Genomic DNA, 13,509 nt, shown 5'->3' with positions numbered 1-13,509 from the left:
CGACCATGTCTCTGGCAACCCTGGCCCACCACCATCCGCGCGTCGTGGACTGGGCCATCCGCATCGACCGCACGCCGGCCTTCGGCTGGCTCGCGCTGCAGTGCGCCGCGCTCGCGCCCACCTGGGCCTGGATGGCGCGCCGCCTGCAGGACGGTTCCGACGATCCGCTGGGCCTCGTGGCACTGGTCGCCCTGGCGGCGCTCGCCTGGCAGTGCCGGCGCGAGCTGCGCGCTTCGCCGCGCCTGGGCTGGCTGGCGCTGGCCGGCGTGGGCACCGTGCTCGCCACGCTGCTGCGCACGGGCGGGGGCGGCCTGCCCGCGCTGCCGCCGCTGGCTTCGGGCCTGGTGGCGGTGCTCTCGCTCGCGGCCGGGCTGCTGGCCTTCCTGCCGCGCGGCGTGGCGGCGCTGCCGGTGGCCGGGCTGTCGGTGCTGGCGCTGCCGCTGCTGTCGTCGCTGCAGTTCTATGCCGGTTACCCGCTGCGCGTGGTGACGGCCGAAGCCAGCCGCTGGCTGCTCGCGCCGGGCTTCGAGGTGGCGCGTGAGGGCGCGACGCTGATGGTCGACGGGCGCCTGGTGATCGTCGACGCGCCCTGCTCGGGCGTGCAGATGGTGTGGCTGGGCTACTTCACGGCCTGCGCGGTCGCGCTGTGGGCGCGGCGCAGCGACCGCGCCTTCCTGCGCCGCCTCCCGGCCGTCGGCCTGCTGGTGCTGGCCGGCAACATCGTGCGCAACAGCGTGCTGATCGCCTGCGAAGGCGCCGGCCATGCGCTCGCGCCCTGGGCGCACAACGCGCTGGGGCTGGTGCTGCTGGCCGTGGTGTGCGGCGCCATCGCGCGCCTGATGGTGCCGGCGCGCGTCGCACCGCGCATCGAACTCGACCGCCCGCTGCCGGGCCTGATCACCGCCGAAGGAGGCCGCCGTGTCGATACCGTTCGTTGAGCGTTGGTTCGCCAACCATTTCATCAACCGCGTGGGCCACAAGAGCGCCTTCGCGCTGGCGATGCTGCTGTGCGTGCTGTGGTCGGCCGCGGCGGCGCTGCGCGCGCCCGCTGAAGAGGCCGACGCCGTGGGGTCCCACGAATGGCCGAGCCAGTGGGACGGCGTGCCGCTGCGTCCGCTGGCGCTGAGCGAGGTGGAGCAGCGCTTTGCCGATCGCTTCCCGGGCGCCATCGGCCGCATGACCGATGGCCAGCAGACGCTGGTGATGCGCGCCGTGAACCGGCCCACGCGCATGCTGCATCCGGCCGCCGATTGCTACCGCGCGCTGGGCTACCGCATCGAGCAGGCGCGGCTGGAACGCGACGCGCAGGCGCGGATGTGGCGCTGTTTTGTGGCGCAACGGCACGGTACGGCAAATTTCCGCGTCTGCGAGCGCATCGTCGACGCCCAAGGCACGGCTTTCACCGACACTTCGGCCTGGTACTGGGCGGCGGCCAGCGGCCAGTCGCACGGTCCGTGGCAAGCTGTCACCGTGGCAAGACCGATGTGATGAGAACGTGTTTGTGAAGAAGACCCTGCGATTCGTGCTTTTCGGGCTGCTGGCCCTCGTCCTGACCGCCCTGGTGGCCATCTTCCTGATCGCCAAGATCGCCCTTGCGCCGGCGGCGGGCGAATGGAGCACCACGGTGAAGGCCGGCCCGCTCTCGTTCGAGATCGGCGTGCCCACCGCGGTGCGCCTGGCCACCTCGTCCTGGTTCGCGCCGCGGCTGGACGGCCACGCGCTGGACACCCGCTTCGGCACCGTGCATTTCACCTGGGACGAGAAAACCGGCCAGCAGCAGATGCGCTGCGCGCCGTGCAGCGCCGACGTGCCCGCGCTCGGTACGCAGCCGATCAAGGTCGAGCGGCTGGTGGCCACCGTGCGGCGCGACGGCAACACGCTGGCCGGCACCTTCGAGGCCACGCCCCAGGCGGCCGACAGCAACGCCCTGCTGCAGGGCACCTGGACCGGCCGCCTCGCGCCGAAGAACCTGCAACTCGACGTCCGCGTGCAGGACGCCCCCATCGCCCGCTGGTACGCCGTGCTGGTGCCGGCGCTGCCCGAGCTGCAGCGCGCCCGCATCGGCGGCACGCTGGCGCTGCAGGCGCAGCTGCTGCTGCCCGACGCCACCTTCGCGGTGCAGCCGGCCATCGGCCAGTTCACGGTCGAAGGACTGGGCACCGAGGCCATGCTGGGCGCGCGCACTAGCTGCGGCCCGTCGGCCAAGCTGGCCAACGACAGCTGGCTGGCGCGCGCCGTCATCGCGGCGGAAGACCAGCGCTTCTTCAGCCACGCCGGCTACGACCTGACCGAAATCCTCGCCTCGATCGACCACAACCAGAAGCCCGGCCAGACCCGGCGCGGGGGCAGCACGCTCACGCAGCAGCTGGCCAAGCTGCTGGTCACCGGCAGCGACCGCACGGCCGAGCGCAAGCTGCGCGAGCTGCTCTACGCGGTCGAGATGGAGCAGACGCTGGGCAAGGCCCGCATCCTGCAGCTGTACCTGGACAACGCCCCGTGGGGTGGCAACCTCTGCGGCGGCGAGGCCGCGGCGCGGCGCTATTTCAAGCGCAGCGCACGCACGCTCGAACCGGCGCAGGCCGTCTGGCTCGCGGCCATGCTGCACAAGCCGCAGGCCGTGCTGGAGCAATGGCGGCGCGACGGCCAGATCGATCCCGACCGCACCAAGTGGGTGGCCGAGAGCGTGCGCGGCATCAGCCGCAACCAGCGCGAGGCGCTGCTCAAGAGCGTGGCCGCCGCCAAGTACGCGCCACCGGAGGCCGTGCAGTGACGACGAGCGTGGCCCCGCCCGACATCGAGGCCATCGAACGCGCCACCGTGGCGGCGGTAGCTCCCGAGGCCTGCGAGGAACTCGACGGCTGGCTGCTGCCCTTCGACCGCGGCACTGTCAAGCGCGCCCGCTCGGCCGTGCCGCTGCACCGCGACCCGGTGGAAGCCGCCACGCTTGACCGCATCGAAGACCGCTGCGACAGCCGCCAGGTCGCGCCCGCGCTGCGGCTGGCCGACGCCGCCTGCTTCGACACGCTGCGCGCCGAACTCGCGCGCCGGCACTACATGGCCGACAGCCCGACCTGCGTGCAGACCGGCTCGGCGCGGCGCATGCGCGGCCTCGTCGCGGCGGACGTGCGGCTGGCCGACGTCGACGCGACGCCCGACCCGGACTGGGCCGCGCTGTTCCTGGGCGAAGGCTTCGACCCGGTCGACGGCGTGCACCGCGTGCGTTCGCTGTCACGCGCCACGGGCTCGCTCTTTGCCAGCGTGCGCGAAAACGGCGCCACCGTGGCGGCCGGCGCCATGGCCTTCGGCCACGGCTGGGCCAGCGTGCACGGCATGCGCACCGAACAGTCGCAACGCGGGCGCGGCCTGGCCGGGCGCGTGCTGGCGGGCCTGGCGCAGGCGGCGCTGGCGCGCGGCGTCGAGCGGGTGTTCCTGCAGGTCGACGCGCAGAACCAGCCGGCGCTGGCCCTGTACCGCCGCGCGGGCTTCGAGACGCGCTGGCAGTACCGCTACTGGCAGCGCCAGCAGTGGCCGCGCTGAGCTGAACCGCTCCGGGCGGCGGGCATCCCCACCGGTGGCGCGGTCGGGGCTTTGGTGCCACCATGGGCGGCATGACGAACGTTCATGCCCACCACCACCCCACCGATCCCGTCGCCACCCCGCGCGGCATCGACCACATCGTGGCCGGTGTTTCCACCAGTGACGGCGACGGCGTCAAACTCACCCGCGTGCTGCAGCAGCCGCTGCAGAAGCGGCTCGACCCCTACCTGATGCTCGATGCCTTCGGCAGCGACAACCCGGGCGACTACATCGGCGGCTTTCCGAACCACCCGCACCGGGGCTTCGAGACGGTCACCTACATGATCGCCGGGCGCATGCGCCACCGCGACAGCGCGGGCCACGAAGGCCTGCTCGAGAACGGCGGCGTGCAGTGGATGACGGCCGGCCGCGGCCTCGTGCACAGCGAGCTGCCCGAGCAGGAAGAAGGCCTGATGGAAGGCTTTCAACTCTGGCTCAACCTGCCCGCCAAGGACAAGATGCGCGAGCCCTGGTACCGCGACATCCGCAGCAGCGAGATCCCCGAGTTCACCACCGCCAGCGGCGCGCATGTGCGCGTGATCGCCGGCACCAGCCACGGCGTCGTGGGCGCGGAGCAGCGCGCGCACACCCAACCGCTGTACCTGGACATCACGCTGCCGCCCGGCGCCGAGTTCGCGCAGCCGCTGCCGCCCGACCACAACGCGCTGGTCTACGTGTTCCGCGAATCGCTGTGGATCGCGGGCAGCGAGGTGCCGACGCGGCGCATGGCCATCCTCGCGAACGACCCCGGCAGCGACGGCACGGTGCTGCGCGCCGGCGCCAGCAACCACAGCCCGGCGCGCGCGCTGCTCATCGCGGGCCGTCCGCTGAACGAGCCCATCGCGCAGTACGGGCCCTTCGTGATGAACACGCCCGAGCAGATCAAGCAGGCGGTGCACGACTTCCAGAACGGGAAACTCGGCTGAGCCTGTAGTCGCCCGCCTACCGAAAGACGGCGCGACGTTCGGTTCGCGCCGGCCGGTGCGCGGCCTAGATTGCGGTCATGCCTCCCACGATACGCAAGGGACAGGCGCCGCCGATGCTGCAGCGCGCCGAGTTCCACGACCGCTTCATGCAGAGCTTCCACGATCCGGCGTTCCGGGCCGAGACCGAGGCGCTGCGGCGCCTGGAAGACATCGCCTGGAAAGCCTACGACGAAGGCCGCAAGGCGCCCGTCACGCGCCGCGCCGGGCCCGGCTATGCAGATCCCGACTACGAACTCTCGGTCGACTGGCTCGACGCCCGCGCGCGCATCGACGCGGCGCAGGACGCCTGGGGCCGGCCCGAGACGCGCTCGCGCGTGCTGCTGGTCAACGGCTCGCCGCGCAACGACGGCACCTGCCCCGGCGAAATCTCCAAGACCTGGCGCCTCACGCAGTGCGCGCGTGAGGTGCTCGAAGGCGGCGGCATCGAGGTCGACGTGCTCGACCTGAGCCGGCTCACGTCGGACTACGGCCGCCACATCCACCCGTGCAAGGGCTGTGTCTCGACCGCGATGCCGCTGTGCCACTGGCCCTGCAGCTGCTACCCCAACCACGCGCTGCGCCAGACCGGCGACTGGATGAACGAGATCTACGAACGCTGGGTGGCCGCCCACGGCGTGATCGTGCTCACGCCCACGCACTGGTACCAGGCCGCGAGCCCGCTGAAGCTCATGATCGACCGCCTCGTGTGCGCCGACGGCGGCAACCCCGACCCCACCAGCACGCACGGCAAGAAGCCCGACGAGGCCAAGGCGCTGGAGCTCGAGGGCTGGGGCTACCCCAAGCACCTGGAAGGCCGCGTCTACGGCGTGGTGGTGCACGGCGACGTGGCCGGCCCCGAGGGCCTGCGCCGCAACCTCACGGACTGGCTCGACTGGATGGGCCTGGTCGACGCCGGCGCCCAGGCGCGGCTGGACCGCTACATCGGCTACTACGCGCCCTACGCCACCAGCCACGAGGCGCTGGACGCCGATGCCGACGTGCAGGAAGAGGTGCGCAATGTCGCGCGCGCCGTGGTGTTGGCGGTGGCCGCGCTGCGTGCCGGCAAGCTGCAGGTGCCCGACCGCGGGTTGAAGGCGCCCCGGCCCAAATAAGTCACGCTGCAGGCGGCAGGCCCGCGCTGCGGTTCATGCTTCTTTACGCACGCTCACGTTCGGCTCACGGACGCGTTACAGAGGCGCTCCACACTTCGTCTCACCCGCTGCCCTTTGGTGGCGGACTTCTTCGAAAGGAAGCGACTCTCATGATCTCTCTTCGCCAACGCATCGTCTGGGCCAGCCTGCTGGGTTCGGCCGCCCTCGCCTCTTCGGGTGCCTTCGCCCAAGCGCCGGCCGCCACCACGCCGTCGACCGCCGCACCCACGGCTGCCACGGTCCCCGCCGATGCCACCGCCGCACCCAAGGCGCAGCACAAGCGCATGGACCCGGCCCAGCGCATGGAGCGCATGAAGGAGCACCGTGCCAAGCGCCTGGCGGCGCTGAAAGACAAGCTCAAGCTCACCAGCGCCCAGGAAGGCGCGTGGAGCAGCTTCACCGAGGCCAGCCAGCCGCCGGCCGGTGCCGCCCGCCCGCAGCGCATGGACCGCGCCGAGTTCGCCAAGCTGACCACGCCCCAGCGCCTGGAGCACATGCAGGCCCGCCAGGCCGAGCGCAGCGCCCGGTTCGCCAAGCGCGCCGAAGCGACCAAGACCTTCTACGCCGCGCTGACGCCCGAGCAGCAGAAGACCTTCGACGCCGAGACCGCGAAGTTCGCGGGCCACGGCCATCGCTTCCATCGCGGTGGGCATGAAGGCCACCACGGTGCAGCGCCTGCCAAGAGCTGAGGCTGACCGGGCGGCCGGCTGAAGGGAGCCGGCCTCCAGGAAAGGGCAGAAAAAAGCCCGCGATGCGCAAGGCATCGCGGGCTTCTTCGTGGGCGCGCGCAGTGTTACTGCGGCGTGCCCGTCTTCTCGGTCGGGTTGGTCGGCACCGCCGGGCGTTCACCCGGCTGGCCGAAGCGCGGCTTCACGTGCTGCGTCTCGGCGCGCACCTCGGCGCGCGAGCGCTCGCCGGTGGGCGACGGCATCGCGTTGGGCTGGTGGTTCACGGTGGTGCTGGCCTCGCCCTTGGGTACCACGCTGTTGGCGTTGTTGCGGTTCTGCGCGCGGGCCTCGGCCTTCACGGCTTCGCGCGAGACGGGCATCGAGCTGTCGCCCGCCATCGGTTCAACAGGTGCCGGCTTCTGGGCCTGGGCGATGCCCGCGCCCAGCAGGGCGGCGAGCAGCGCGGTGGGGATCGTCAGGCGTTGCAGGGTGGTCATCATGGAAAGCTCCTTTGCAGATGGAAAAAGGCACAAAGCGCGAGCGCGTTGGCATCGGCTTTGAAACCACCGTAGGAGCCTCGTTTCGGGCGCTGTGTGGGGGTGCGGCAGGCCTGCCTGTAGGAGCCCGCCGCCCTTGCGTGAAAGGCACGCGAAGAAGGTGGCGCGTTCCTACAGTCGGCGCGGGCGCGGCCACGTACAACGGGAACACCGATGTCCTCCCCCATCACTTCCCCGCTGCCCGAGGCCGCTGTCGCCGCCGCACCGGCCTCGCTCAAGGTCATGACCGTGAACACCCACAAGGGCTTCACGGCGCTGAATCGCCGCTTCATCCTTCCGGAGTTGCGTGACGCGGTGCGCACGGTGGGCGCCGACGTGGTGTTCCTGCAGGAGGTGATGGGCACGCACGCGCGCCATTCGCGCACCGTGAACAACTGGCCGGAGGCGCCGCACTACGAATTCCTGGCCGACACCATGTGGCCGCAGTTCGCCTACGGGCGCAACGCGGTGTATCCGAAGGGGCACCACGGCAACGCTGTGTTGTCGAAGTTTCCGATCGTGCATTTCCGCAACCACGACGTGTCGGTGAGCGGTCCCGAGAAGCGCGGCCTGCTGCACTGCGTGCTGCGCCTGCCCGGGCGCACGGTCGACGTGCATGCGATCTGCGCGCACCTCGGGCTGGCCGAGGCGCACCGCCAGCAGCAGCTGGAGCTGCTGTGCCACATCGTGCGCGACGAGGTGCCGCCCGACGCGCCGCTGATCGTGGCAGGCGACTTCAACGACTGGCGCAGCCGTGCGCACGACGTGCTGGCCGAAGGCGCGTCGCTGCGCGAGGTGTTCGTGCATGCCCACGGCCGGGCCGCGCGCACCTTTCCGGCGCGCCTGCCGCTGCTGCCGCTGGACCGCATCTACGTGCGCAATGCGGGCGCGCACGCGCCCGTGGTGCTGCCGCGCCGGCCCTGGTCGCATCTGTCGGACCATGCCCCGCTGGTGGCGGACATCGACCTGTGAGCAGCGAGGCCCCCATGCGCGACACCCCCGAGCGCGCCGGCCACTGGACCGGCGGCAACCGCATCGACCTGCTGGAGAACGGCGAGGAATTCTTTCCGCGCGTGTTCGAAGCGATTGGCGCGGCGCGGCGCGAAGTGATCATCGAGACCTTCATCCTGTTCGAGGACAAGGTGGGCTTGGCGCTGCATGCGGCCATGCGCGCGGCGGCGCAGCGCGGCGTGAAGGTCGACCTGATGATCGACGGCTTCGGCTCGCCCGATCTCTCGCACGCGTACCTCGAGAGCCTGGCCACGGCCGGCGTCAAGGTGCGCGTGTTCGACCCCGGCCAGCGCTTCCTGGGCCAGCGGCTCAACGTGTTCCGCCGCATGCACCGCAAGATCGTGGTGGTCGACGGCGAACGCGCCTTCGTGGGCGGCATCAACTACTCCGAGGACCACCTGCTCGACTTCGGTCCCAAGGCCAAGCAGGACTACGCGGTCGAGCTGGCCGGGCCGATCGTGGCCGAGATCCACCAGTTCGTGCTGCGCGCGATTGCGGTTGGGGGCAAGGGCGTGGGCTGGTTCCGGCGAAGGCTGAAGCAGGCGCCGCCCGTGTCGCAGCTGCAGGCCGCGGCGGGCGAGGCCGACGCGATCTTCGTCACGCGCGACAACCGCCGCCACACCAACGACATCGAGCGCCACTACCGCGCCGCGATCCGCGCCGCGCGCGAGCGCATCGTGATCGCCAACGCGTACTTCTTTCCGGGCTACCGGCTCATCAAGGAGCTGCGGCGCGCGGCGCGCCGGGGCGTCGATGTGCGGCTCATCCTGCAGGGCGAGCCCGACATGCCGATCGTGAAGACGGCCGCCGGCATGCTGTACCACCACCTGCTGCACGCGGGCGTGCGCATCTACGAGTACTGCGACCGCCCGCTGCACGGCAAGGTCGCGCTCATGGACGACCGCTGGAGCACCGTGGGCTCGAGCAACCTCGACCCGCTGAGCCTGTCGCTCAACCTCGAGGCCAACGTGGTCGTGCGCGACACCGCGTTCAACAAGGTGCTGTGGGAGCGCATGGACCATCTCATGCAGCACAGCTGCAAGCAGATCGGCACGCACGATCTGGCCAGCGAATGGAGCGGCTGGCGGCTGGTGCGCAGCTTCTTCGTCTTCCACTTCTTGCGCTGGTACCCGTCGTGGCTGAACCGGCTGCCGCGCCACGCACCGCGCCTGACGCCGGCCGAGGCGACCGACCTCATGGCGCAGCAGAAGAAACACGGCGACGAGGGCGCGGCGCGCACGGAGACGGCATGAGCGCGGCGCTCGCCCTCACGCACCGGCCCTGGTGGCCGTGGGCGCGGCGCGTGGCGATCTGGGCCTTCTTCGGCGCCATCGCCTGGCTGCTGCTGAAGCAGGCGCGCACCATCGACTGGGCCGAGGTGTTCGCCGCGCTGCGCGCATTGCCGGGCGCCACGCTGCTCGCGGCCGGCGCGCTGGCCGCCGCCAGCTTCGGGCTCTACAGCACCTACGACCTGCTGGGGCGCCACCTCACGAAGCACCGGCTCGGCGCGGGCACCGTCATCGGCGTGACCTTCATCAGCTACGCCTTCAACCTCAACTTCGGTTCGCTGGTGGGCGGCGTGGCCTTTCGCTACCGGCTGTACTCGCGCCTGGGGCTGGGCAACGAGACCATCACGCGCGTGCTGGGCTTCAGCATGCTGACCAACTGGCTCGGCTACCTCGTGGTGGCCGGCGCCGCCTTCTGCTTCTGGCCGATGGCGCTGCCGCCCGACTGGAAGATCGACGGCGGCGGCTTGCGCATGCTCGGCGCGGTGCTGCTCATGGTGTCGCTCGTCTACCTGGCGCTGTGTGCGTTCTCCGATGGCCACGTCTGGCGCGTGCGCGGCCATGCGCTGCGCACGCCGAGCTTGCCGATGGCCTTGCTGCAGCTGGCGATGTCCTGCGTCAACTGGTCGCTCATCGGCGGTGTGATCTGGGTGCTGCTGCAGGGCGAGGTCGGGTATCCGCAGGTGCTCGCGGTGCTGCTGGTCGCCGCCGTGGCGGGCGTGGTCACGCACGTGCCGGCGGGGCTCGGCGTGCTGGAAGCCGTGTTCGTCGCGCTGCTCGCGCACGAGGTGCCCAGCACCCGGCTGCTGGGCGCGCTGCTGGCCTACCGCGCGCTGTATTACCTGCTGCCGCTGGCCGTGGCGCTGGTCGCCTACCTCGTCACCGAGGCGCGTGCACGGCGTTTGCGCGCGGATGCCGGCAACAACCACAACAAACGTTAAATATTGCCCGCAGAAAGCAATCGATCGGTGAAATGACGGTCAGGAATTGTTGCACTGCAACAATTTTCACTTTGCAGGCCTATAGTGGCCCTCTGTTCCCCTACGTGCCCTCTTCCCATGTCGTCCTTCAGTACCACCGCCCGCGTGGCCAGCCCGCTGATGCAATGGGTCGACCTGGCCCTCAAGACCCACGAGACCCTGCTGTCGTCCGGCACGGTGATCCGCATGCGCACCGAGCGCATTGCCAAAGCCGGGCTCACGCCCAGCGCCGCCGACCTCGCGGAATTCCAGTTGATGGGCCAGGAAAAGCTCGCCGCGGCGAGTGAATCGGGCCTGGCGATGGCCCGGCAGTGGCACAGCAGCCAGGCCTCGCTGGCCCAGCGTGCATGGCAGCAATGGCTGCAGGGCGCCACGGCGCTCTTCTCGCTGGCCGGCAGCTTCACGCCGGCGCAGGCGGCCACGCATGGCGACGCGCTCGTGCAGGCCACGGCACGCGGCGCCAGCACGGCGGGTCAGCTCACGGGGGTGGCAGTGCGCATTGCGCGCGAAGGCCTGAAGCCGATCCACGCGGCCGCCACGTCGAACGCGCGGCGGCTGCTGGCCGAACTGCAGGCCTGACGCCGCTGCGTTTCAGGGCTGCGCCGGGACCAGCGTCACCAGCGTGATTTCCGACGGCGCGCCGAAACGCTTCGGCGGCCCCCAGTAGCCGGTGCCCCGGCTCACGTAGATCCACATGTCGTGCAGCTTGTGCAGGCCGGCCGTGAACGGCTGCTGCATCGGCACGAACAGGTTCCACGGGAAGAACTGGCCGCCGTGCGTGTGGCCCGACAGCTGCAGCTGGTAGCCGGCCGCGGCCGCCACCGGCGCGCTGCGCGGTTGGTGCGCCAGCAGCACGCGCGTGTGGACCAGCGGCGGCGCGTCGTACAGCGCCAGGTGCGGATCGCTCGCGTGCGCGGCATCGAAATGGCCGGCGGTGAAGTCGGTCACGCCGGCCAGCACCAGCGCGCTCTCGAACAGCTCTTCGTCGGTCTGCGCGCCGCGCACGTTGCGCGTCTGCAGCACCACGTGCTCGTTCAGCAGCACCTTCAGGCCGAGGCGGCGCAGCTCGTCGATCCAGGCGTGCGCGCCCGCGTAGTACTCGTGGTTGCCTGTGACCACGAAGGTGCCGTGGCGTGCGCGCAGGCCCGCCAGCGGCGCGATGTGCTCGCGCAGCTCGGGCACGCTGCCGTCCACCAGGTCGCCGGTGATCGCGATGGCGTCGGCGCCGAGCCGGTTCACCGCGTCGACGATGCGCTGGATGTAGCCGTTGCGGATCGTCGGGCCCACGTGGATGTCGCTGAGCTGGGCGATCGTGAAGCCGGCCAGCGCTGCCGGCAGGCCGCGAATGGGCACGTCGACCTGCTTCACGCCGGCCGTGCGGCGCGCGTTGACGAAGCCGACCAGCGACACGCCCGTGGCCAGCGCCAGCACCGCCAGCGCGCTCCAGGGCCCGACCTTGTCCCAGGGTACTTGCAGGCCGCCGAGCGCGTTCGCCAGCCAGGCCAGCAGCAGGCCGAGGTCGCGCACCAGCGTCAGCACGAACAGCGAGGAGAACCAGCCCATGCTGATCAGGCCGATCCAGTGCAGCGTCTCGCCCGCTGGCTTCGCCTTGCGGTCGGCGCGGTGGCTGCGCGACACGAACGGCAGCGGCATCGTGACCGCCGACACCGCCAGCAGCACGAGCGCCAGCGGCCACGCAGGCGTGAGCGACGCCAGCGCAGGCAGCAGGCGCAGCGCGATGTAGACGTGCAGCAGCGCGGTCAGGACGCTCAGGGGACGGATCGGCATGAGGACTGGGGGGACGCGGGCATCGCCCGGGACATGTCATCTGCAAGGCGCATGCCGCGCATTCAAGGCGTCGAAAGCTGCCTGGGTCGCTATTTTTTCTATAGCGCAGGGCAACCGGATAGCGGGCGTTGGGGCGCCGCGGGCGCGCCCGTTCGGCACCGCCCGCGGCGCGATGCCGCCTCGCTTACCGCACCGTGCGCGTGCCGGCCGACGCCATGTCGGTGCCCGCCGGCCATTCGAAAACCGCCTTGGCCGGCGCGCCCAGTGACACCTGCAGCGTTTGCTTCAGCGTCTGGCCGCCGATGCGAGCCTCCACTTCATAGCGGCCCGGCTCGAGCCGCGCCACCATGAACGGTCCGCCCGAGACCACGTCGTCGAGCAGCGCGGTGCCGTGGCTGTCGCGCACGGTGACGTGCACGCCAGCCGCGAAATCAGCGCGGCGGCCGTCCTTGATCGCGAATTCGAAGCTCGCGGGCCAGCGCGGCGACACGGTTTCCATCAGCTGCGCCTCGTCCTGGCCGATGCCGCCGCTCATGTACTCGACGCCGTGCGCCATGTGGATCGGCGGGTTCATCGCGGCCTGGGCCGGCTGCGCCAGCCGCCGCGGCCACAGGCCGGGCGTGCGAGAACAGAAACAGGGGGTTGGTGGTGAGAGACATCGGAGCCTTCCTTTCCGGGCGGTGGTGGCGACACGCCACGCAGGAAGGCACTGTGCCGGGCACGACTTAAGGAAGGCTTAACTGCGCGCGGGCCGTCGCGGCCCGCGTCGGGTCAGCGCGCGGCGGTCTGTGCCAGCGCCTGGGGCAGCGGTGGCGCGACCGAGGCCATGTCGAAGTTCGACGGCCAGACGAACGAGGCGCGCGCCGGGATGCCGGCGATCACGACCAGCTGCTGCGTGAGCGTGAGTCCGCCCAGCGTCACGTCGACGTCGTAGGCGCCCGGTTCGAGCCGTGCGAGCATGTAAGGCGCCTGGGTCTGCACTTGCATCACCGTCTGGCCCGTGTACTTCTGGCGGATCTGGATCGCTGCCTTGGCCGGGAAACCCGCCTGCTGTGCGCCCTTGCCGTCGTTCACGCGCAAGTCGATGGTCGCGGCCCAGCGCGGCGCGACCATTTCCAGGAAGGCGGCTTCGCCCTTGGCGGCACCGCCGCACATGTATTCGATGCCCTGCGCGACCTGGATCGGCGGGTTCGAGAACGCATGGGCCGGCGACACGGCCACGAGGAAGGCCGCGGCGATCGATGCGCCGCCCAGAACCAGTGCAGCCACGGGCTGTTGGAAACGCTTGGGGTTCATTGCTCTGTGTGTCCTCGATCTTGCGTGACAGGAAATCCGTCAGGAATTTTGCTTAGCAAGAGTCGGGCTAGATATAGCGTTTACGAGGAAGCTTCTGCGTTGCGCAGGTGAATGCTATTGTTTTCATAGCTGGTGACGCCCGTGTGACGGGCGTCAGTTCCACTTTTCGGGTGTCTTTCATCGGAAACCCTGAGACGGGGCTCGCGGGCGCGCCGCGAACGGGCGCTTTCCGATCCATCGCCGGCCGCGCGG

15 protein-coding genes are annotated in these 13,509 nt (G+C 70.7%); 11 read left to right on the top strand and 4 right to left on the bottom strand.

Going from position 1 to position 13,509, the window contains the following annotated elements:
- Nucleotides 1-5 precede the first annotated feature (5 nt).
- From xrtQ to AC07OX_RS13755, 7 genes are all read left to right on the top strand, one after another.
- Nucleotides 6-938 (top strand): exosortase Q, encoded by a 933-nt coding sequence (gene xrtQ / locus AC07OX_RS13785; protein WP_495261269.1) that lies wholly within the window; start codon nucleotides 6-8, stop codon nucleotides 936-938.
- The gene (locus AC07OX_RS13780; protein ID WP_062480445.1) at nucleotides 919-1,488 is read left to right on the top strand and encodes a hypothetical protein; all 570 of its coding nucleotides are present in this window, start codon (nucleotides 919-921) and stop codon (nucleotides 1,486-1,488) included. Before xrtQ ends, AC07OX_RS13780 begins: the two co-directional genes overlap by 20 nt.
- Nucleotides 1,489-1,501: 13 nt before the next feature.
- Complete coding sequence (locus tag AC07OX_RS13775) at nucleotides 1,502-2,770, top strand: biosynthetic peptidoglycan transglycosylase (protein ID WP_495261270.1); 1,269 nt, start codon at nucleotides 1,502-1,504, stop codon at nucleotides 2,768-2,770.
- The gene (locus AC07OX_RS13770) at nucleotides 2,767-3,537 is read left to right on the top strand and encodes a GNAT family N-acetyltransferase (RefSeq protein WP_495261271.1); all 771 of its coding nucleotides are present in this window, start codon (nucleotides 2,767-2,769) and stop codon (nucleotides 3,535-3,537) included. Before AC07OX_RS13775 ends, AC07OX_RS13770 begins: the two co-directional genes overlap by 4 nt.
- A 71-nt stretch (nucleotides 3,538-3,608) precedes the next feature.
- Nucleotides 3,609-4,502, top strand: a complete 894-nt coding sequence (locus AC07OX_RS13765; protein WP_139702965.1) for a pirin family protein — start codon at nucleotides 3,609-3,611, stop codon at nucleotides 4,500-4,502.
- A 77-nt stretch (nucleotides 4,503-4,579) separates the two neighbouring features.
- Nucleotides 4,580-5,653, top strand: a complete 1,074-nt coding sequence (locus tag AC07OX_RS13760; protein WP_447739742.1) for a flavodoxin family protein — start codon at nucleotides 4,580-4,582, stop codon at nucleotides 5,651-5,653.
- A 149-nt stretch (nucleotides 5,654-5,802) separates the two neighbouring features.
- A complete protein-coding gene (locus AC07OX_RS13755; protein WP_495261272.1) occupies nucleotides 5,803-6,381 on the top strand; it encodes a Spy/CpxP family protein refolding chaperone in 579 nt (192 codons plus the stop codon).
- 104 nt (nucleotides 6,382-6,485) lie between these two features.
- On the opposite strand, the gene AC07OX_RS13750 is transcribed toward AC07OX_RS13755, so the two are convergent.
- Nucleotides 6,486-6,860, bottom strand: coding sequence for a serine/threonine protein kinase (locus AC07OX_RS13750; protein ID WP_495261273.1), 375 nt, complete (start codon nucleotides 6,858-6,860; stop codon nucleotides 6,486-6,488).
- A gap of 210 nt (nucleotides 6,861-7,070) precedes the next feature.
- Between AC07OX_RS13750 and AC07OX_RS13745 the strand changes: the two genes are divergently transcribed.
- The 4 genes from AC07OX_RS13745 to AC07OX_RS13730 all read left to right on the top strand — a co-directional run bounded on the left by AC07OX_RS13745 (nucleotide 7,071) and on the right by AC07OX_RS13730 (nucleotide 10,752).
- Nucleotides 7,071-7,868 carry an endonuclease/exonuclease/phosphatase family protein gene (locus tag AC07OX_RS13745; RefSeq protein WP_495261274.1) on the top strand — a complete coding sequence of 266 codons (798 nt, stop codon included), beginning with the start codon at nucleotides 7,071-7,073 and terminating at the stop codon, nucleotides 7,866-7,868.
- Between the two features lie 14 nt (nucleotides 7,869-7,882).
- Nucleotides 7,883-9,160, top strand: coding sequence for a cardiolipin synthase ClsB (clsB, locus tag AC07OX_RS13740; protein ID WP_495261275.1), 1,278 nt, complete (start codon nucleotides 7,883-7,885; stop codon nucleotides 9,158-9,160).
- Nucleotides 9,157-10,134 (top strand): lysylphosphatidylglycerol synthase domain-containing protein, encoded by a 978-nt coding sequence (locus AC07OX_RS13735; RefSeq protein ID WP_495261276.1) that lies wholly within the window; start codon nucleotides 9,157-9,159, stop codon nucleotides 10,132-10,134. The genes clsB and AC07OX_RS13735 overlap by 4 nt, the downstream gene beginning before the upstream one ends.
- A 117-nt stretch (nucleotides 10,135-10,251) precedes the next feature.
- On the top strand, nucleotides 10,252-10,752 hold the full coding sequence (locus AC07OX_RS13730; protein ID WP_495261277.1) for a polyhydroxyalkanoate granule-associated phasin: 501 nt from the start codon (nucleotides 10,252-10,254) through the stop codon (nucleotides 10,750-10,752).
- Between the two features lie 12 nt (nucleotides 10,753-10,764).
- Here the strand turns inward: AC07OX_RS13730 and AC07OX_RS13725 are convergent, their stop codons facing one another.
- The 3 genes from AC07OX_RS13725 to AC07OX_RS13715 all read right to left on the bottom strand — a co-directional run bounded on the left by AC07OX_RS13725 (nucleotide 10,765) and on the right by AC07OX_RS13715 (nucleotide 13,257).
- Nucleotides 10,765-11,961: a metallophosphoesterase gene (locus AC07OX_RS13725; RefSeq protein ID WP_307695327.1), complete on the bottom strand. Its 1,197-nt coding sequence runs from the start codon at nucleotides 11,959-11,961 to the stop codon at nucleotides 10,765-10,767.
- 184 nt (nucleotides 11,962-12,145) lie between these two features.
- Nucleotides 12,146-12,535, bottom strand: a complete 390-nt coding sequence (locus AC07OX_RS13720; RefSeq protein WP_495261278.1) for a hypothetical protein — start codon at nucleotides 12,533-12,535, stop codon at nucleotides 12,146-12,148.
- A 197-nt stretch (nucleotides 12,536-12,732) separates the two neighbouring features.
- Nucleotides 12,733-13,257 (bottom strand): hypothetical protein, encoded by a 525-nt coding sequence (locus tag AC07OX_RS13715; protein WP_495261279.1) that lies wholly within the window; start codon nucleotides 13,255-13,257, stop codon nucleotides 12,733-12,735.
- Nucleotides 13,258-13,509 lie beyond the last annotated feature (252 nt).

The organism is Variovorax sp. GW821-FHT09D07, assembly GCF_059416345.1.
The sequence above is the reverse complement of the archived record's forward strand: the minus strand, read 5'-3'. Positions and strand labels throughout refer to the sequence as shown.